Origin of the sequence: Rhodococcus rhodochrous (genome assembly GCF_900187265.1) — a bacterium.
In the GTDB taxonomy this organism is placed as follows: Bacteria; Actinomycetota; Actinomycetes; order Mycobacteriales; family Mycobacteriaceae; genus Rhodococcus; species Rhodococcus rhodochrous.
In genome coordinates this window covers 5,026,337-5,044,942 of sequence record NZ_LT906450.1, presented here as the reverse complement: position 1 = coordinate 5,044,942, position 18,606 = coordinate 5,026,337, and the positions used below count along the sequence as shown (strand labels likewise).

Here is an 18,606-nt window from a genome sequence, read left to right as displayed (position 1 = left end):
CTCAGCTCATGCTGACACGCAGGGTTCGGGCGTCCCGGGGGGCGGGTATCACCCCCTACAAATATGTTGCACTTATAAGTGAAAGTGGCTACGGTCGGAGTGGATGCAGGAGGTGTGAGTGATGGACGCAGTGATCGATCGCGGCGTGGGAAAGACGACACTGACGGTGACATCGGATCAGGTGTCGCAGGCCGGAGCGTTCAACCCTGCGGATCTGCTGTCGGTGGTTCCCGCCGAGCTGGCCGCAATCCTCACCGAAGTTGTGCAAATCGTCGCTGCGGGTGGCACGGTAACCATCGGTTCGATGCCGGATGAGCTGACCACTACATCAGCGGCGGATCTACTCGGCATCTCTCGCCCGACGCTGATGAAACTGATCCGCGAAGGGCAGATCCCAGGACACAAGGTCGGGACCCACACGCGACTCCATACTGCGGACGTCCTCGCTTACAGAGACCGGCTGCGCGAGCAACAAAGGGCCGCATTGCAGGATCTGCGCGACTTCGAGGAAGCCGAGGGACTGGATTACTGACAGTCGGAAGGCTCGTATGTGTATGTGGCGGTAGGGAGCCTATTGTCACACGCGTGAGTTCACGAGTGCCGAACGTGCTGCCGGACGCGAACGTACTGTATTCGCGGACTTTGAGGGACTGGCTCTGTCTGCTGGCCAACAGGTCCGGTCCGCCATTGTTCCACCTGCGTTGGACCGAGGACATTCTTGCGGAGTTGGTATATCACCTGCGCAAGAAGCACCCGCACTTCTCCGATCGTCAGATCGGGGGAGTGCGGGACAACATCGTCAGAGTGGCCGCACATGGCCGAATCAAGGGATACGAAATCGATCCGGGTCTGGCATGTACAGACGAGTACGACGCGCACTTGCATGCCGCTGCCGAACATGGTGACGTCCAATATGTCATCACCAGCGACAATGGGTTTCACGACTTTGCGGTAGCTCATGACGAATTTCTCGGCTATGAGGTCTATACCCCGGACGACTTCCTGATGCTCGTCCACCGGGACGCAATCTCCACTGTCCGTGAAGCCCTGCTCGAACAGATCGCCTATCACCGCAGACTCGATCGACCGTTCAACCTGGTGGCTCGTCTCGAAGACGCACAGGCTCCCAACTTCGCCGCCGCGATCCGCAAAATGATGCAAGCACCGGCGGTGGCTCGAGCTCTCTCGTGTGTCCCCGAAGGTAGCTGAGACGACACGGCTGATTGTGATCGGTTCTCGCAGCCGCTACCGCAGAGCGAACCGGTGATGGGCGATGATGGAGCCATGTTGGAAACACCCGTCGTCATCGGTATCGGATCGATCTGCGTGGGGTTCGTCTTCTTCATGCTCGCCGCGACGGGCACGCGATCGCGCTGGGACAAGAAGATCACCATCACGCTCTTCGCGATCGCCATCGTCTTCATGACGATCATCCCGGTCATCGGGGCGGTGGGGTTCGCGGCCTGACACTCCGCGACGTCGCGGTGGAAGTGCTCGCACACCGCCGATCCCCGTGGGAGTATCCACCGCAGGGAACCGAACTGGGGAGGTCGCGGTGGGTGGCGTCAGTGGTGAATTGAAAGACGAACTGACGAAGCGTCTTTCGTCGGTACTCGACGGCAGTTGGACGCTGCGGCGCATCGAGCGGCTCACCGGTGGTGCGAGCCGCGAGACGTGGGCGATCACCGCGGCGTCGGCCACCGGCGACACCCGGGAGTTGATCCTGCGCCGCGACCCGCCGGGACGCGAGGACGCACGCAGGATCGCTATGGAAGCGGCGTCCTTCGACGAGGCCGCCCGCGTCGGCGTGCCCGTGCCCGACGTCATCGACCGCAGCGGCGACGAACCGCACCCCGGGATCGGCGCCTACCTCGTGATGTCGAAGGTGCCCGGCGAGGCACTGCCGCAGCGGCTGCTGCGCGACGAGAATCTGGCCGAGGTCCACGCCGCGCTGCCCTACGAACTCGGACGCATACTCGCCCGGATCCACCGCATGGACATCGAGGCCGTACCGAACCTGCCGGAACACGACCCGCTGACCTCCCTGTTCGACGAGTACCTCACCAACGGCGAACCTGTGCCGACGCTCGAGGCCGCCTTCGTGTGGCTCACCCGCAACCGTCCACCGGCGACCGGGAAAGCGTTCGTACACGGCGACTTCCGCAACGGGAACCTCCTCGTCGACGCGGAGGGTGTGCGCGGGGTGCTCGACTGGGAACTGGCGCACGTGGGTGATCCGATGGAGGACCTCGGATGGCTGTGCACCCGGACGTGGCGTTTCGGTTCGGCGCATCCGGTCGGCGGGTTCGGCTCCCGCGACGACCTGTTCCGCGGGTACGCCGACGAATCGGGCGAGAGTCCCGACCCCGAGGTCGTCCACTGGTGGGAGGTCTACGGCTCGCTGCGGTGGGCGGTGATCTGCCGGATGCAGGCCGCCGCCGCGGCGACGGGAGGCGACAACACCCTCGAACTGCTCGCCATCGGCCGCCGCGTCGCCGAGTGCGAACACGACCTGCTGGACCTGCTCTGCGTTCCTCCTCGCGAGGAGACGGAGACTCCTCCCGCCCCACAATTCCTGGGAGCACCGCCCGTCGAGGAGCTGCTCGAGGCGGTCCGCGAGTTCGTCCTGGAGGTCGGGGCGGGCGCCGATGCGAAGACCCGCTACCGCAGCCGGGTGGCGGCGCACGTCCTCGGCATCGCCGCCCGGGAGGCCACCCTCGCCCCTGGGGTGCGGGAGACCTATCGTGTGCGGCTCGCCGGGCTCGGCTACCGCTCCGAAGCCGAACTCGCCCTCGGGGTGCGTGCAGGACGAGATCACCTCGACGACCCGCAGGTCGCCGAGGTGATCAGGGGGTTGGCCGCGAACCGGCTGAAGGTCGCGAACCCGAAATATCGCTGACGGATCAGTGCGTGGCGGCGACCTCCGCGCCGATGCCGGTCTCCGCGCGCACCAGCATCTCCGCGAATTTCTCGTCCTCGAGGCGACCGCGTCCCCGACGCTTCTCGCCGACGATCGACCCGATCACGCACGCTGCGATGCCGAGCGGCATGGTGACGATCACCGGGAGCTGGATGGTCAGGGGAGCGGGCCCGCTGCCCATCCACAGGGCCTCGGTGAACATCAGGCTCACGATCGTCGAGACGAGACCGGTGAGCACACCCCAGACCGCGCCGGTGGCGTTGAACCGCCGCCAGTTCAGGCTCAGCACGAGGGCAGGCAGGTGTGCGCTGCCGGCCACCATGAACGCCATGCCCATGAAGAAGGTGATGTTGGTGTCGTCACCGATGAGCATGGCCAGACCGATGGCGAGGACGCTGAAGGACACGGCCCCGTACCGCGCGATGCGGGCCTGGGCCTGGTCCTCCCGGGCCTGCTCGTCCGCGTCGAGATTCTCGATCGGTTCCTTCCGGGTGACCGCCGGCCACACGTCGCGGGCGAAGGTGCCGGCTGCGGAGATCACGACACCGGCGACCACTGCGACGATGGACGCGAAGGCCACCGCGGCGACGAGTGCGAGCGCGATGGACCCACCGATCGTGCCGGCTCCGCCACCGAGTTCGGTGACGAGCACGGGCGCTGCGAGGTTGCCGCCGGGCCCGACGAGGTCGGTGCCGTTCGGTCCGAGCACGGCCGCGGCGCCGAAGCCCATCACGATGACGATCAGGTAGAACAGGCTGCACAGCGCGACGGTCCAGCCGAGCGAGCGCCGGGCCGTCGTGGCCTCGGGGACGGTGAAGAACCGGATGAGGATGTGCGCCATCCCGGCGGTGCCCAGGGCGAACGCGAGTGCGTAGGAGACGAGGTTGATCGCGCTGGTCTGGCCGAAGATCAGTCCGGGCGACAGGATCGCGTCGCCCGCGACGGCGTTGTCGGTCGCGGCGTCGAGGACCTTCGGGAACGCGAACCCGAACTGCGCCAGGATGCCGAAGCACACGATGATCGCGAGCACCGACAGGATCGTCGACTTGATGACCTGCACCCAGGTGGTGGCGAGCATGCCGCCCACGAAGACGTAGATGCCCATGAGCGATCCGGCGACCACCACCGACAGCCAGAACGGGATGCCCGAGACGGATTCGAGGAGCACACCCGCGGCGACGAGTTGGGCGAGCAGCACGAAGGTGCCGGTGGCGATCGTGCTCAGCGCGACCGCGACCCGCACGTTCCGCGAGTCGGTGCGGAAGACGAGGACGTCGGCGAGGGTGTACTTGCCGAGATTGCGCATCTTCTCCGCGAGGAGGAACAGCACCGGCAGGAACGAGATGACGGACGTGAACAGGATGACGGTGCCGTCGACGCCCTTGGAGAAGATCAGGCCGGTGGTGCCGAGGAAGCTGCCGGCGGAGATGAATTCGCCCGCGATGGCGAATCCGTTCTGCCAGCTCGAGATCGAGCGACCCGCGGCGAAGAATCCGTCGGCGCTCTTCGCGCGCCGGGACGCAGCGAAGGTCACCCACAGGGTCAGGGAGATGACGGCGCTGCAGATCGCGATGGCGAGATAATCGGCGTCACCGGTCATGATGCGACCTCCTCGGATGCGGGACGGTTCCGTTCGACGGCTGCGACGGCGTCGTCGACGGCGGGGCCGATGTAGGTGCGGGAGAGACGGAAGTACGCCCAGACCAGCACCCAGGTTCCGGCGAACTGGGAGAACACCACCCACAGCGACAGCGGGACGCCGAGGACGACGGTCGTTCCCAACTGATCGGGGAACCCGATGAAGGCGACGAGGAAGGACGTGAACAGCACGACGGTGATGCCACCGAGCGTGTTGGTCACCCGGGCGCGTCGGCGACGCAGTTCCGCGATCTCGGGAAGGTGGAGCATCCGCGTCCAGACGAGCTCGTCCTCCGGGGACGAGGTGGGGACGCCGTTCACGGTGTCGGTCATGCCCGCACCGCCGCGCCACGGGCGCTGTCGAGCGCGAAGAGGTTCTCGTCCCAGCCGGCCTCGAGCGGGCCGAAGAAGTGGAAGCGGACCTGCTTGACCTCGTAGAGCCAGCGGCCGTCGATTTTGACTACCCGGTCGTTGTAGCGACCGGCCGCGATCGCGGGCGCACCGTCGGTGACGCAGGGCTGCCACAGGAACGAGCGCACCGTGGCACGGTCACCGTCGAGGTCGATCTCGAGGTTCGTGATGAAGTGCCAGAAGGAGGTCAGCCCGCCGTCGGCGAGTCCCGCGAAGAAGGTGCGCATCTCCTCCTTCCCGCGCGGGTGGGACAGGCCGTCGAACTCGCCGTCGTCGGTGAACAGGTCCATGAGCGCGTCCCAGTTGCCGTCGTCGAGGTGGCGGCAGTACTGCGCGTCGAGCTTCCGGATCGCCTCGAGGTCTTCGAGGCGGGTGATGCGGTCGAGCAGGGACGACTCGGGGTGGGGACTGGACACAGCAGATCCTCCGTTGTGAGGGTTATTAACAACCGTTCATGTGATGCGGACCATAACAACGGTGCACATCCCCGTCAACGGGAAGGTTCTTGCTGGTCGGCGCGATCTGCGCTTACTGTGCAGGGATGAACAGCCGGTCGAACGGTGCGTCCTCGTCCATTCGGGAACGGATTCTCGAGACCGCGCTCGACGAGTTCTACGAGTGCGGATTCCACGGGGCGACGATGCGCAATATCGCCAACGCCGCAGGTTGTAGCGCTGCCAACGTCTACAACCATTTCGAGAACAAGTCGGAACTGCTCGTGGAAATTCTCCGCCGCGCGAGCGACGAGCAGTTCACGGCGACCCGCAACGCCCTGCGCAAGGTCGGCGACGATCCGGCCGAGCGGTGGCGCGCGGCGGTCGCGGCCCACGCGTTGTACACCGCGCGGAATCCGCGGGCCTGCCTGGTGGCGAATTCGGAACTGCGGTATCTCGGCCCGCTCGACCGCAAGCGCGTGGTGGGTTCGCGCGACGCCCAGGAACAGCTCTTCGTCGACATCGCGGAAGACGGTGTGGAGCAAGGGCTTTTCACGCTCGAACGGGTGCATCAGGGGGTCACTGCGGTGCTGACGATGTGCGCCGGCATCCCCCTCTGGTTCCGGGAGGACGGACCCCTCTCGGCGCAGGAGGTGGCCGACGATTTCGCCGGATACGCGCTCAATCTGGTCGGATACTCGCGCTGAACCGTTGACGGGCCATAAGTGCCGTGCTGTACTGGGTGAACAAGCGTTAATGACCTACTCCGGTCCATCGAAGGAGTGCACCTCCCATGACCCACCGCCCCTCGCAGCCGCGCACCGATTCCCCGCGCTATCTCACCGAGGAACGCCTCGCGATCCGCGACCTCGCCCGCGACTTCGCGATGACGAAGGTGCTGCCCGTCGCCAACGAACTCGACCCGGTCCAGGGCACCATCCCCGATTCCCTCAAGAAGGAGATGGCCGAGATCGGCTTCTTCGGGATCATGATCCCCGAGGAACACGGTGGTCTCGGACTCGGCGTCTTCGAGTACTGCCTCGTGGCCGAGGAACTGTCGCGCGCATGGATGAGCGTGTCGGGTCTGCTCGCCCGCGGCAACGGCATGGGCGGTGGCTTCACCCCCGAGCAGGAGGCGGCACTGCTGCCCAAGGTCGCGCGCGGTGAGTACCTCGGCGCGTATGCCCTGTCGGAGGCCGAGGCCGGCTCCGACGTCGCGAACATCTCGTGCCGCGCCGTCCGCGACGGCGACGAGTGGGTCGTCAACGGCACCAAGATGTGGTGCACCTATGCCGACGAGGCCGACTACCTCGTGCTCTTCGCCCGCACCGATCCGAACAAAGACCCGGCCAAGCCGCACCGCGGCATCAGCGCCTTCCTCGTCGAGAAGGAACGCGGTGTGTTCCCCGAGGGCATCTCGGGCACCAAGGTTCGCAAGATCGGCTACTTCGGGTGGAGCACCTGGGAACTGTCGTTCGACAACTTCCGCATCCCGGCCGACAAGATGCTCGGCGAAGAGGGCAAAGGCTTCTACCTCGCGGTCTCCGGTCTCGAGGTGGGCCGCGCCCACACCGCCGCCCGCGCCATCGGTCTCGCCCGCGCCGCGCTCGAGGACTCGATCGAGTACGTGCACACCCGCCGTCAGTTCGGCCGCCCCATCGGCGATTTCCAGCATCTGAGGTTCAAGATCGCGAAGATGGCCGCCGACATCGAGGCCGCGCGTCAGCTGATGTACTCGGTCGCCACCGACATCGATACCGGCCGGCGGTGCTCGCTCGAGGCGTCGATGTGCAAGCTCGTCGCCACCGAGATGGCCGAGCAGGTCACCAGCGAGGCCGTGCAGATCCACGGCGGCGCCGGATACACCACCGACTTCCAGGTCGAACGCCATTGGCGCGACGCGCGTCTGACGAAGATCTTCGAGGGCACCAGCGAGATCCAGATGCGCATCATCTCCGACGAACTCCTGGGAAGGCCCGAACAGGCATGAGCGCACACACCGTCACCCGCCCGCTCACCGTCGGGGACCGCACCGTCTCGGAACCCCGCGCCGTGGCCGATGTCCTGACCGACGCCGGCACGGTGGCACCGGCGAACTCACCCGTCCTCGGCGCCCTGGCCGTCGCATCGCTCGTCACGCCCGTCCCCGGTGGTGTCCCGTCCGGATTCGACTGGAACGCACACGATCCGGTCTCCGTCTCGGACGTCGTCTCGGCGGACACCGTGATCACCCGCGTGTCCGGTCGGACCGCGCGCCGCTACGTCCGGCTCGTGGACGCGACCGGCACGGTACGCGAATCCGGCACCGAGACATGGACCTTCGACGACGAACAGCCGTCGGCTCCCGAACTGGACTTCTGCACACCGGCCTGGGGTGCCCTGCTCGCCGAGAGCCTCTCCGACGACCGGGAATTCACCTCGTCGCTGTCCACCTGGGACGGCACCATCGGACTGCGCAGCGGCGAGACCGAACTGCACCTGCGCATCTACAAGGGACGCATCGTCGACGTCACCCGGCGCACCCCGCACGGCGCGACGTTCACCTTCGTCGCACCCGACCACGCCTGGGCCGATCTCGTCCTGTCCGAGGAGGACGACTTCATGCGCCGCGCCATCCGCGGCGAATTCTCCTCCACCGGAGACGGATACGAGTACCTGCGTCTGACCAAGCCGCTCAACACGATCATCGGGCACGCCCGTGCCCTCGCCCGAAAGGCCCGCTCATGATCGAGGCCCGCTATCTGGAGATCGGCGGAGCGCTCGGCTTCGTCGAGATCGTCACCCCCGACGCACGATCCGGCAGCGCTCTCGACGCGACCGATCTGCCCACCGTCCTGTGCATCCACACCGCCGGCCAGAGCGGCGTGCAGTGGCGCCATGTGGCCCGCGATCTCGCCGATCGCGGCTACCGGGTCATTGTCCCCGATCTGCCCGGCCACGGACGTTCCGAACCCGCACCCGGTGGCCCCGTCACGAGCCTGATCGCCTACGGCGACTGGCTGTGCGCGGTGCTCGACGCGCTCGGCATCGACCGGCCGTTCGTCATGGGCTGCTCGATCGGCGGCAAGCTCACCCTCGAACTCGCGACCCGCCCGGACCGCCCGCTGTCCGGTGCCGTCGCAATGGAGGCCGAACCCGGCCCGGGCCGCGTCAACGTCGCCGGTCTGCGCCGCGAACTCGAGGACGTCGCCGGTCCGTCGCGCTCCGAGCGTACCTATCTGGGAACCCTTGCATCCGTGGGACGTTCGGTTCCGGAGGCGAAGGCACACACGATCGCGCTCATGCACAAGCGGGAGGACCCGGAGATCTCGTCGTCCGACCTCATCGGCTGGGGAACCCACGACGTGCGCGACCGTCTCGACCGGGTGACCGCACCGATCCATCTCGTCGCCGGTGTCGACGACCCGTGGATCGACCCCGATGCCGTGGCCCGGGCCGCGGACACGATCAACGATGCACTTCCCGGACGCGCCCGCTTCACGGCACTGGCCGGTATCGGACACTATCCGATGGAGGAGATCGACGACTTCGCCGCGCTCGCCGACACCTGGATCGGTGAACTGCGCCGGGTCGCTGTTCCCGAGGAGGCAGCGCTGTGACCACCACCCGCACCGACACCCTGCCCGCACTGCTCGACGGCCTCGTCGCCGCGAACCCGGATGCCCCGATCGCCTACGACATCGTCGACGACGTGGCGGTGGCGCGCAGCCGCGGAGAGTTCTGCGACCGGGTCGAGGCCGTGCGCAGCGAACTCGACGGCATCGGCCTGCGCGCGGGCCAGTGCATCGCGGTGATGTTGCCGAACTGGTCCGACGCACTCGTGTGGCAGTTCGCGGCCTCCGCACTCGGCGCCCACGTCATCGGTGTCAACACCCGCTACAACACCCGCGAGGTCGCGCACATCCTCACCGCCGCGCGACCTGCCGTCGTGGCCGTGCCGGCCGCCTTCCACGGACTCGACCTGTTCGGCCGGCTCACCGAGGCCGCGGCGTCCGTCCCCGATGTGGCCACCCCGGTGGTCGCGGTGGTGTCCGGACCGGCGAACGCGTCGGCTTCCCCGGCCGACTTCGACCTCGGCGGAGGAGCCTGGACGGCCGGTAGCGGCGACACGCGTGGCGCGAGCGCGCCCGAGACCCCCGACACCGCGACACTCACCCCGGCCGGGATCGACGACGATCCCGAGGACCGGATCGCGGTGGCGTTCACGACGTCCGGTTCCACCGGTGTGCCCAAGCTGGCCGCGCACCGCGGTAACGCCGTCGTCCGCCACGGACGTGCGGACGCTGTGATCATGAAGGTCGTCGAGGGCGACGTGGCGTTGTGCGTGCTCCCGGTCTCGGGCGTCTTCGGTTTCAGTACCGCGATGGCCGCACTCGCCGGTGGGGGAGCGCTGCTCATGGAGACGGTCTTCGATCCGGATGCCGTTCTGCGCCGGATGCAGGAGGTCGGGGTCACGCACGCGGTGGGCGCCGACGATCTGTTCGGCCGTCTCTACGACGCCTGGCACGACGGCGAACGCGTCGATCTGTCGTCACTGCGCTGGGTCGGCATCGCCGACTTCCTCGGCCGCTCCCACGAGATCGCCCGATGGCTGCGCGACGAATTCGGCACCCACACGTCCGGTGTGTTCGGGTCGTCGGAGGTGTTCGCCCTCGCGATGTTGTGGAACGCCGACGATCCGGAATCGGTGCGCTGGAACGGTGGCGGACGCGCGGTCGACACCGCGATCGAACTGCGGGTCGCCGATCCCTACGACGATCGGGTCCTCCCGGCCGGCGAACAGGGCGAACTGCAGTTCCGCGGCCCGAACGTCGTCGACGCCTACCTCGGCAACCCCGACGCCGCGGCACGCGCGTTCACGGCGGACGGCTGGTTCCGCAGCGGCGACCTCGCCGTCGACCTCGGAGACGGAGGCTTCCGCTACATCTGCCGAATGGGCGACGTCCTGCGCTTGCGCGGCTTCCTCGTCGACCCCGCCGAGATCGAGACGCGCCTGGCGGAGCATCCCGGCGTGGCGACGGCCAAGGTCGTCGGCATCACCGGCGACGGCGGATACACCGAGGCGATCGGATTCGTCGTCCCCACCGACGACGCGCCCGCGGACACGACCTCGGAGACACTTCGGACCTGGTGCCGCGAGACTCTCGCCGCATTCAAGGTGCCCACGGCGATCCACATCATCGAGCGGATGCCCACCACGGTCGGGGGCAACGGCTCGAAGATCCGCGCCGTGGAACTGCGCGAGTGGGCCCGCGAGTGGGCCGGTAGCGAACGCGACTCCCGAACCGGATAGTGCCCCTGCATCGTCACGATTCGCACGCGGTCGCGTCGCTCAGTTGCGGCCCGCCGGTGCGGTCGTGGCGACGCGGCCCCTGGTGAGGATCGACAACGAGGCGGCGACCACGCACAGGGTCGCGCCGGCCCACCACGCGTAGGTGTAGGTGCCGAGGTTGTCGCGGATGACCCCGGCTCCGAAAGCGGCCGCCGCGGCACCGATCTGATGGGAGGCGAAGACCCAGCCGAACACGATGGTTCCGCGGTCGCCGAAGATCCGGCGGCACAGCATCGCGGTCGGCGGCACGGTGGCGACCCAGTCCAGGCCGTAGACCACGACGAACAGGATCATGCTGGGATGCACGGACTCCTGCAGCAGCCAGGGCAGTAGGAGCAGGCCCACGCCGCGGAAGGTGTAGTAGAAGGCCAGCAACTTGCGGGGATCGAACTTGTCGGTCAGCCATCCGGAGGCGATGGTGCCGACGATGTCGAAGATCCCGACGGCCGCCATCAGGCTCGCCGCGGTGGTCGTGGGCATGCCGTGGTCGTGGGCCGAGGGGATGAAGTGGATGCCGACGAGCCCGTTGGTGGTGGCTCCGCAGATGGCGAAGGCGATCGCCAGCGCCCAGAAGGCCCGGTGACGCACCGCGAAGGCCAGCCCTTCGAGAGCGCGGGCGACGGCACCACCGGTTGCCCGCGCCGGCGCGACGTAGGTCCCGGGGTCGGCCCCGTAGGGCAGGACACCGCGCTCGTCGGGACGGTCGCGGATCACCGCCCACACCAGCGGGACGACGACGAGCGCCGCCGCGGCGATCACGAGGGAGGCCTGCCGCCACCCGACGTTCTCCGCGAGCGCGGCGACGGGAGGGAGGATCACCAGCTGACCGGTCGCGGAACCGGCCGTGAGGATGCCCATCACCAGGCCGCGACGCTCGACGAACCAGCGGTCGGCGATGGTCGCCGCCAGGACCAGGGCCATCGATCCCGTACCGGTACCGATGAGCAGTCCCCAGAAGACGAGCAACTGCCACGAGGCGGTCATGGCGATACTGCCGCCGGCGCCGAGGGCCACCAGGAACAGTGCCGACGAGATCACGCGGCGCATGCCGAACCGGTCCATCAGCGCGGCGGCGAACGGTGCGACGAGTCCGAACAGGACGAGGTTGATGCTCACCGCGAGCGACATCACGCTCGTCGACCAGCCGAACTCGTCGTGCAGCGGCACCATGAGCGCGCCGGGTGCCGCCCGGAAGCCGGCGGCGCCGAACAACGCGAGGAAGGCCACCGCGGCGACCCACCATGCCGGGTGGATGCGGGCCGGGCGGCGGTCGCTGCGCTGGGCCGGGCGCACACTCATCACGAATTCACTTTCTTCGGGAAAGCAACAGGATGAGCAGACGATACCCAGCAGCGTGTCGTGGGAGGCGAGCGGTCAGCTGCCCGAGCTCCCCGGCGTCCGGTAACTCGCGTCGCGGCGCGCGGCCTCGTCGACCTGTTCGGGAGTGAGCAGAGCGATCGGCGTGGAGCGCGCGGCACCGGAGGCGATGGTGCGGAGCTCGAGTGTCGCGGCCGCGACCTCGTCGGGCACCTCGCCGAGCACGTACAGATCGTGGCCGCCGAGCGCGAAGTGCACCGAATCGACCGTCCCGCCCACACTTTCGACCATCCGGACGATGGCGTCGCGCCGGGACGTACCGCCGTCCGTGAGCAGCCCGCGTGCGCCGTCCGCGGTGTAGTTCACCTGCCAGAGATATCGCGGCATGACCGTCTCCTTTCGAGGATCTCGACATCCATGGTCGGTCCACCCCGCATCACCGGGGACGGTTTCGCCGGGAATCACGGCCTAGTCTCGATATCGAGACCCTGTCCGCCGCATCGAAAGGGAGTGCCGTGCCGAAACGACCCGTACCCGAGGCCGTTGCCGAGTTCCTCGCCCAGCCCAACTACGCCACGATCAGCTCACTGCGCCCCGACGGTCAGCCGGTGTCCGTTCCGACCTGGTATCTCTTCGAGAACGGCCGGATCCTCGTCAACATGGACTCCACCCGTAAGCGCCTCGAATACCTGCGGAACGATCCGCGGGTGAGCCTGTCGGCGATGGATCCGCAGGACTGGATCACGCACGTGAGCCTCCAGGGACGGGTCGTCGACTTCACCGACGATCCGTCCCTGGAGGACATCGACCGGATCGCTCGCCACTACACGGGCAAGCCGTACCACGCGCGTGACGGCAAGCGTGTGAACGCGTGGATCGAGATCGATCGCTGGCACGCGTGGGGTCGTCTGCGCAACGCCTGAGATCGATCGGGGAGAAGGCCGGTGGTCAGATGACGCCGGCCTTCTTCGCTGCGCTGCGTGCCTGGAACGCCAGGATGATGAGCAGCACACCGAACAGGATCGCGTAGATGCCGAGCAGGACGATCAGGCTCAGGATGCCCTCGCCGGGGAAGACCAGCAGCACGATGCCGAACAGGACGGCCACGACGCCCGCGAGCACCGACCACACCCATCCGGAATCGGGGACCTTCCGGAAGCGGACACCGCCGACGATGCCGGTGATGCCGAACAGGATGGCGTAGAACGCGATCACGTACAGCAGTGCCAGTGCGGTGATGCCGGGCCAGAAGAGCGCGACGAGACCGGCGAGGACGGAGACGACGCCCATGGCGAGCCACCAGCCCCAGCCCTCGGACTTGTCGCGGATCGACTGGACGACCAGCACGATGCCGTCGATGATCGCGTAGGCCGCGAAGACGACCACCAGCGCCCAGACGGTGATGCCGGGCCAGACGAGTGCGACGACACCGAAGAGAACGGCGAGGATGCCGCGCAGCAGCACCACCCACCAGATCTGCTTCAGTAATGATCGGAACGGATCGTTGGAAGAAACCGAGCTCGTGGACATGACGGCTCCTGGCGTGTGATGTGATCTTGTAGCCCAGAGGATAAGCGCGGTTGTGCTGCTTCGCCTGCCGAATCGCAGGCGAGGTTACGCTCGGGAACGTGGCCAGGGCGAGGATCGGGATATCCGGGTGGCGCTATCCGGGCTGGCGCGGAGACTTCTACCCGGAAGGACTCGTCCAGCGCCGGGAACTCGAATATGCCGCCGGGCGGTTCGGATCGATCGAGATCAACGGCTCGTTCTACTCGCTGCAGCGCCCGAGCAGCTACCTCGCGTGGCGGGACGCCGCACCCGACGACTTCGTCTACGCCGTCAAGGGCGGGCGGTTCGTCACCCACATGAAACGGCTCGCGGGTGTCGACGACGCCCTCGCCAATTTCTTCGCCTCCGGTGTGCTCGCGCTCGGCCCGAAACTCGGTCCGGTGCTGTGGCAGCTCCCGCCGACCCTCGGTTTCGAGGAGGACAGGCTCGCGGACTTCTTCGACCGGTTGCCCCGCACGACGCCGGCCGCCGGTGCACTCGCACGCCGGCACACCGACAAGCTCGCCGACGACCGGGTGTGGGTGGAGGTCGATGCCGAGCGTCCGTTGCGTCACGCCGTCGAGGTGCGGCACCCGGACCTCGCGAGTCCGGAGGCCGTGGAGTTGCTGCGCGCGCACGACATCGGGCTCGTCGTCGCCGACACGGCCGGAAGGTTCCCGTTCCTCACCGATGTCACGAGCGATTTCGTCTACGTGCGGATGCACGGCGACAAGGAGCTGTACGCGAGCGGGTACACCCCCGAGGTGCTCGACGTGTGGGCCGAGCGGATCCGCGGATGGCTGGGCGACGGCAGGGACGTCTACGTGTACTTCGACAACGACATGAAAGGCTGTGCCCCGCACGACGCGCTCGCGTTGCAGGAACGCCTGTGACCGGGTGCACGGAGGAAGGACAGGAGATCGCTGTGTGGCCCGACCACTGGCCGAGAACGCCGCGGGAGATCGCGACGGCCACCGCCGATGCGCTCGCCGCTGCCCGCAGCGAGTCGGCCGAGCCCTTCGACGAGGCGGTCGCTGTGCTGGTCGACCTGCCCTACGAGCAGGTCACGGCCGTGCATGCGGGCATGGTCCGGGAGTTGCTCGAGGAACTGCATCCCGACGGCCTCGCCGGTGAGGACGTGCAGGCCGTGCTCGAACGCTCCGTCCGTTCCGGACTGCGATGGTTGCCGTCGCTCGAACCCGATGCCGTCGTCGCCGTGCTCACGGGCGCGCTCGGTGTGTCCGATCCCGACGCCGAGCGCCCGAGGATCCGTCCCGAGCAGTATCTGGCCGCGGGTCTGCTCGTCGTCGCCGATCTCGTCGCTGCGCGCCGTGTGGCTCCCGAGGCATATCTGCGTCGTGCCGTGAGCGAGATCGAACGGGCCGAGACGCAGGAGATGCCCTGAGCTGTTCCCGGCGTCAGGCCGGGTAGTGGTTCTCGACGTTGCGGACGACCTTGCGCAACAGGTCGGACAGGACCTGCACCTCGTCGTCGTCGAGTCCGTCGAGCATCTGCCGCTCGCGCGCCAGGCGTCGCGGAAATTCCTTCTCGACGAGTGCGCGCCCGTCGTCGGTGAGGGTGAGCAGCACGACGCGGCCGTCGCGTTCGAGTCGTTTGCGTTCGACGAGGCCGAGATTGGCGAGTCGCTCGGTGTGTTTCGTCGTCGACGCACCGGAGATGCCCGTGATCGAGGTGACCTCGCTGGCTCGTAACGGATGGTCGCTGCGGGCGAGTGCGCTGAGCACCTCGAACTCGCTGCGGCTGATGCCGCTCGGTTCGAGTTCCCGATCGAAGTAGGTGAGCGCGAGCGACCCGATGCGGGTGATGCGCCCGATCACGTCGATGGGGCGGAGGTCGAGGTCGGGGTAGTGGGCGGTCCATCCGAGGCGTACGCGATCGACGTAGTCGGGCTGGGGTGTCTCGGAGGGCATGTGGCAAGTCTAACGGCAGAGGACGAACAATTTCATAGATATTTTACCAGTGAAGCAATATGGTGGACGGATGCTCGACCGCCGACTCGACGACCGTCCCCAGCTCCGTCACACCCGAGGAGCGCTCGCGCATCCACTGTCGGCGAGCGCATGGAAGGACGCCCTCGAAGTGCGGCGCGGCGACCCGACCGTCGCCGTGGCGCTGCGCGTGGGTCTCGCGACGATGCTCGCCCTCGTCGGCGGCGGTCTGCTCGGCTACGGACAGGTCGCCGGCTTCGCCGCCCTCGGCGCACTCACCAGCGCCTTCCTGAGATACGAGCCGTATCCGCGTCTCGCGGTGCGACTTCCGTGGGTCGGTCTCGGCATCGTCGGATACACCGCCTTCGGGGCTGCGCTCGGCGCGATGGGTGCCCCGCTGTGGGTGCAGATCGTCGTGCTCTCGCTGGGTTCGGCCGTCGCGTACTGGGTGTTCACGGCGTTCTCCCTCATGGGCCCCGGCCCGGTGATCCTCATCTTCGCGGCGGCCGGTGCCGCCGGATTCTCCGACGGATGGACGGATGCGGGCCTGGTCACCGCCGCGGCGGCAATCGGTGCGCTGCTCGGATACGTCGTGGCGATGCTGCCCGCGCTCTCCCATCCCCATACGCCGGCCCGTCTCGCGGTGGCGCGCGCCCTCGCGGCGGTCTCCGCCGTCGAGATCCGCGGTGCCGAAGCCGTTCCCATAGCGCGACAGAGCATCCGGAAGGCGCGTGAGACCGTCGCGCTGAACGCTCCGCGACGTCCGGACACCCATGTCCACGAACTGGCCGCCCTGCTCGACGCGGCCGAGACGGTGCTCGACAGCGGGTCGCACGACACCTCCCGCGCACGCCGCGACGACTTCGCCCGATTCGAGAAGGAACTTCGGAAGGCGCGGCGCGACATCGAAATTCCGCGCGTCGATGCCGAGGGGCGGCCGGTGCTGCCGACACCGCCCGGTTTCGTCCGCGAAGGATGCGGCCGTCTGCTCGACCGTCTCGTGCTGATCGGAGCGGCCCGGATCTTCGTCGCGTCGTTGCTCGCCGCGTCGCTCGCCGCACTGATCGGGCTCGACCATCCGTTGTGGGCTGCGATGGGTGCCATGGCGGCGCTGCAGGGATTGAACTACCGCAACACCGTTCAGCGCGGCATCCAACGTCTGGTCGGAAATGTCGGCGGCGCGATGATCGCTGCTGTACTGCTCGCGATCGACCTGGGTTACTGGCCGGTGGTCGCGGCCGCCGTGCTGTTCCAGACGGTCACCGAACTCACGGTGACCCGGAACTACGGTCTCGCCTCGGTCGGGGTGACGACGATGGCATTGCTGCTCACGGGCCTCGGGCAGCATGCGGGTCCGGGGCTCGCCGTGAACCGGGTCGCCGACACCCTCATCGGTGTGGTCGTGGGCGTGATCGTCGCTGCGGTGACCATCCGACGCGACGACCGGCACCATCTCGTCGCGTGACGGGACGGCACCGGTCGTCGGTGGTGTTCATGGCCTGCCGCGGGAGGCAGCGGGGTGATGCTCAGGAGTGAGCGGCTTCGAACCGCTCGAGGATGTGGCGCGGGATCCGGCCACGCGAGTTGACGTCGTAACCCTTGTTGCGGGCCCAGTGCCGGATCGCGGCCAGCTGCTCCGGCGATCGAGTGGGCGGAATCGCCTTGTGGGTTCCCGCCGTCCGCGTGCGGGCCTTTGCTGAAGTCTTCTTCGGCGTGATGGTGCGGGTGGTCGTTGCGGGCTTCGCAGGTGCCTTCTCGTGAAGCCACGGGCGGAGTACCGCCAGGAACTTGTCTGCGTTCGCCGGTCGCAGATCGATCTCGTACTCGTCGCCGTCGACCGTGATGCGGAACGACTGCGCCAGGCCGTCCATGATCGGTTGGCCGTCGATATCGTCGAAATATTGGACGCGCACTTTCTGTGCCACGTTTATCTCCTTGTCCCCGAACTGTGCGCTGTCGACGCTAGTTCTTACTCGGGGGTAGGTTCAAGTCGCGAATGTACGATCCCACCCTTTCGACGAAATGATCGAAGAACTCGGCCGGACGGGTGCCCGCCACGATATCCGCGTTCGGCGTCCTCTGCCAGATGCCGGACAGATCGGCGACCGTCGTGCCCCGGGTGAGCCGTCCGTCGAGCTCGACGTCGACCGTCGCGGGCCGGGAGGTGTAGGGAACCGAGCCCAGCGCGACCGCCGCGGCGAACGGGTCGTGTACGTGTGCGAGGAATCCCAGGCCCTGATCACGGTGGAATTCCATGTAGAACCGCAGGGCGTCGGAGATGTGGCGGACGAGAGGGACGTCGGCCGTCGACCGCGTACCGCGCGGAGCGTCGGGGGAGAGCTCCCCGGAGCGGGGCACACCGACGACGTCCCCGATCCGCGCGACATGCTCGGGATGCATCTCGATCGACTCCGTGACGTCGAGCGGGCACACGATCGGGCGCCGGTCCGGAGGCGCGATCGAGAACGCGTCGAACACGACCTTGGCGGCCTCCGGATCCACCGCGACGTTCCATTCCGAGGTCGGTGTCGTATTACCCGGATGGTGGAAACATCCACCCATGATCACGAGGCGGCGCAACCGCGACGGCAGTTCCGGATCGATGCGCAGGGCGAGGGCGAGGTTGGTGAGCGGGCCGGTGACGAGCCCGGTGAGCTCTCCCGGATGCTCGCGGGTGAGATCGACCCACGCCTGCGCGGCGGATCGCGCCGACCGCGACCGTGACGCAGCGGGAAGTTCCGCGTACCCGATCCCCTGCGGGCCGTGGGTGTCCTCGGTGGTCATCAGCGGCGCTACCAGCGGAACCTGCGATCCGGCAGCCACTTCGATATCGGGCCGGCCGCACACCTCGAGCCACGACAGCGTGTTGGCGGTGACCTGGTCCACCGGCACGTTCCCCGCCGTGCACAGGGCGGCGACGATCTCGGCTTCCGGGCTCGCGACGAGATAGAGCAGGGCGAGAGCGTCGTCGATGCCGGTGTCGACGTCGACGATCAGGCGGGTACGGGCGGCCGGAACATCGGGTTCGTGTACGTGCACGAACCCATCTTGGGGCAT

The 18,606-nt window shown here is 67.7% G+C and carries 22 protein-coding genes; 13 read left to right on the top strand and 9 right to left on the bottom strand.

Annotation, left to right across the window (positions count from 1 at the left end):
- Positions 1–121: 121 nt before the first annotated feature.
- The 4 genes from CKW34_RS23115 to CKW34_RS23100 all read left to right on the top strand — a co-directional run bounded on the left by CKW34_RS23115 (position 122) and on the right by CKW34_RS23100 (position 2,899).
- Positions 122–532, top strand: coding sequence for a helix-turn-helix domain-containing protein (locus CKW34_RS23115; RefSeq protein WP_016692580.1), 411 nt, complete (start codon positions 122–124; stop codon positions 530–532).
- A 74-nt stretch (positions 533–606) separates the two neighbouring features.
- Positions 607–1,209 (top strand): PIN domain-containing protein, encoded by a 603-nt coding sequence (locus CKW34_RS23110; protein ID WP_059382641.1) that lies wholly within the window; start codon positions 607–609, stop codon positions 1,207–1,209.
- A gap of 75 nt (positions 1,210–1,284) precedes the next feature.
- The gene (locus CKW34_RS23105; protein ID WP_026061210.1) at positions 1,285–1,467 is read left to right on the top strand and encodes a hypothetical protein; all 183 of its coding nucleotides are present in this window, start codon (positions 1,285–1,287) and stop codon (positions 1,465–1,467) included.
- Positions 1,468–1,555: 88 nt separating this feature from the next.
- On the top strand, positions 1,556–2,899 hold the full coding sequence (locus CKW34_RS23100) for a phosphotransferase family protein (RefSeq protein WP_059382642.1): 1,344 nt from the start codon (positions 1,556–1,558) through the stop codon (positions 2,897–2,899).
- Between the two features lie 4 nt (positions 2,900–2,903).
- Here CKW34_RS23100 and CKW34_RS23095 read toward each other — a convergent pair whose 3' ends face one another.
- From CKW34_RS23095 to CKW34_RS23085, 3 genes are read right to left on the bottom strand one after another with little or no spacing between them, the layout of a single operon-like run.
- Entirely contained in the window at positions 2,904–4,520 is a 1,617-nt protein-coding gene (locus CKW34_RS23095) for a solute symporter family protein (RefSeq protein WP_059382643.1), read from the bottom strand.
- Positions 4,517–4,891, bottom strand: a complete 375-nt coding sequence (locus CKW34_RS23090; protein ID WP_059382644.1) for a DUF485 domain-containing protein — start codon at positions 4,889–4,891, stop codon at positions 4,517–4,519. The genes CKW34_RS23095 and CKW34_RS23090 overlap by 4 nt, the downstream gene beginning before the upstream one ends.
- Positions 4,888–5,385 carry a nuclear transport factor 2 family protein gene (locus CKW34_RS23085; protein ID WP_059382645.1) on the bottom strand — a complete coding sequence of 166 codons (498 nt, stop codon included), beginning with the start codon at positions 5,383–5,385 and terminating at the stop codon, positions 4,888–4,890. Before CKW34_RS23085 ends, CKW34_RS23090 begins: the two co-directional genes overlap by 4 nt.
- A 125-nt stretch (positions 5,386–5,510) precedes the next feature.
- On the opposite strand from CKW34_RS23085, the gene CKW34_RS23080 reads away from it, so the two are divergent.
- From CKW34_RS23080 to CKW34_RS23060, 5 genes are all read left to right on the top strand, one after another.
- Positions 5,511–6,110 carry a TetR family transcriptional regulator gene (locus CKW34_RS23080; RefSeq protein ID WP_059382646.1) on the top strand — a complete coding sequence of 200 codons (600 nt, stop codon included), beginning with the start codon at positions 5,511–5,513 and terminating at the stop codon, positions 6,108–6,110.
- An 86-nt stretch (positions 6,111–6,196) separates the two neighbouring features.
- Positions 6,197–7,393 carry an acyl-CoA dehydrogenase family protein gene (locus tag CKW34_RS23075; RefSeq protein WP_059382647.1) on the top strand — a complete coding sequence of 399 codons (1,197 nt, stop codon included), beginning with the start codon at positions 6,197–6,199 and terminating at the stop codon, positions 7,391–7,393.
- Positions 7,390–8,130 carry a hypothetical protein gene (locus tag CKW34_RS23070; protein ID WP_059382648.1) on the top strand — a complete coding sequence of 247 codons (741 nt, stop codon included), beginning with the start codon at positions 7,390–7,392 and terminating at the stop codon, positions 8,128–8,130. The genes CKW34_RS23075 and CKW34_RS23070 overlap by 4 nt, the downstream gene beginning before the upstream one ends.
- The gene (locus CKW34_RS23065) at positions 8,127–9,002 is read left to right on the top strand and encodes an alpha/beta fold hydrolase (protein WP_059382649.1); all 876 of its coding nucleotides are present in this window, start codon (positions 8,127–8,129) and stop codon (positions 9,000–9,002) included. The genes CKW34_RS23070 and CKW34_RS23065 overlap by 4 nt, the downstream gene beginning before the upstream one ends.
- The gene (locus CKW34_RS23060; RefSeq protein ID WP_059382650.1) at positions 8,999–10,696 is read left to right on the top strand and encodes an AMP-binding protein; all 1,698 of its coding nucleotides are present in this window, start codon (positions 8,999–9,001) and stop codon (positions 10,694–10,696) included. The genes CKW34_RS23065 and CKW34_RS23060 overlap by 4 nt, the downstream gene beginning before the upstream one ends.
- A 39-nt stretch (positions 10,697–10,735) precedes the next feature.
- Here the strand turns inward: CKW34_RS23060 and CKW34_RS23055 are convergent, their stop codons facing one another.
- Positions 10,736–12,034: an MFS transporter gene (locus CKW34_RS23055; RefSeq protein ID WP_059382651.1), complete on the bottom strand. Its 1,299-nt coding sequence runs from the start codon at positions 12,032–12,034 to the stop codon at positions 10,736–10,738.
- A 75-nt stretch (positions 12,035–12,109) separates the two neighbouring features.
- Positions 12,110–12,439, bottom strand: coding sequence for a GYD domain-containing protein (locus tag CKW34_RS23050; RefSeq protein WP_059382652.1), 330 nt, complete (start codon positions 12,437–12,439; stop codon positions 12,110–12,112).
- A 128-nt stretch (positions 12,440–12,567) separates the two neighbouring features.
- Here CKW34_RS23050 and CKW34_RS23045 point away from each other — a divergent pair, with 128 nt between their 5' ends.
- The gene (locus CKW34_RS23045; protein ID WP_059382653.1) at positions 12,568–12,975 is read left to right on the top strand and encodes a TIGR03618 family F420-dependent PPOX class oxidoreductase; all 408 of its coding nucleotides are present in this window, start codon (positions 12,568–12,570) and stop codon (positions 12,973–12,975) included.
- Positions 12,976–13,000: 25 nt separating this feature from the next.
- Here the strand turns inward: CKW34_RS23045 and CKW34_RS23040 are convergent, their stop codons facing one another.
- On the bottom strand, positions 13,001–13,582 hold the full coding sequence (locus tag CKW34_RS23040) for an HdeD family acid-resistance protein (protein WP_059382654.1): 582 nt from the start codon (positions 13,580–13,582) through the stop codon (positions 13,001–13,003).
- Positions 13,583–13,680: 98 nt separating this feature from the next.
- On the opposite strand from CKW34_RS23040, the gene CKW34_RS23035 reads away from it, so the two are divergent.
- Together CKW34_RS23035 and CKW34_RS23030 are read left to right on the top strand one after the other, a co-directional pair.
- The gene (locus tag CKW34_RS23035) at positions 13,681–14,493 is read left to right on the top strand and encodes a DUF72 domain-containing protein (protein ID WP_059382655.1); all 813 of its coding nucleotides are present in this window, start codon (positions 13,681–13,683) and stop codon (positions 14,491–14,493) included.
- 32 nt (positions 14,494–14,525) lie between these two features.
- Positions 14,526–15,005, top strand: a complete 480-nt coding sequence (locus tag CKW34_RS23030; RefSeq protein WP_059382788.1) for a hypothetical protein — start codon at positions 14,526–14,528, stop codon at positions 15,003–15,005.
- Positions 15,006–15,018: 13 nt separating this feature from the next.
- Here the strand turns inward: CKW34_RS23030 and CKW34_RS23025 are convergent, their stop codons facing one another.
- Entirely contained in the window at positions 15,019–15,531 is a 513-nt protein-coding gene (locus CKW34_RS23025) for a MarR family winged helix-turn-helix transcriptional regulator (RefSeq protein WP_059382656.1), read from the bottom strand.
- A 70-nt stretch (positions 15,532–15,601) separates the two neighbouring features.
- Here CKW34_RS23025 and CKW34_RS23020 point away from each other — a divergent pair, with 70 nt between their 5' ends.
- Positions 15,602–17,014, top strand: a complete 1,413-nt coding sequence (locus tag CKW34_RS23020) for an FUSC family protein (RefSeq protein WP_059382789.1) — start codon at positions 15,602–15,604, stop codon at positions 17,012–17,014.
- A gap of 61 nt (positions 17,015–17,075) precedes the next feature.
- On the opposite strand, the gene CKW34_RS23015 is transcribed toward CKW34_RS23020, so the two are convergent.
- Positions 17,076–17,474, bottom strand: a complete 399-nt coding sequence (locus CKW34_RS23015) for a histone-like nucleoid-structuring protein Lsr2 (protein WP_059382657.1) — start codon at positions 17,472–17,474, stop codon at positions 17,076–17,078.
- A gap of 37 nt (positions 17,475–17,511) precedes the next feature.
- Complete coding sequence (locus tag CKW34_RS23010) at positions 17,512–18,606, bottom strand: nucleoside hydrolase (protein WP_059382658.1); 1,095 nt, start codon at positions 18,604–18,606, stop codon at positions 17,512–17,514.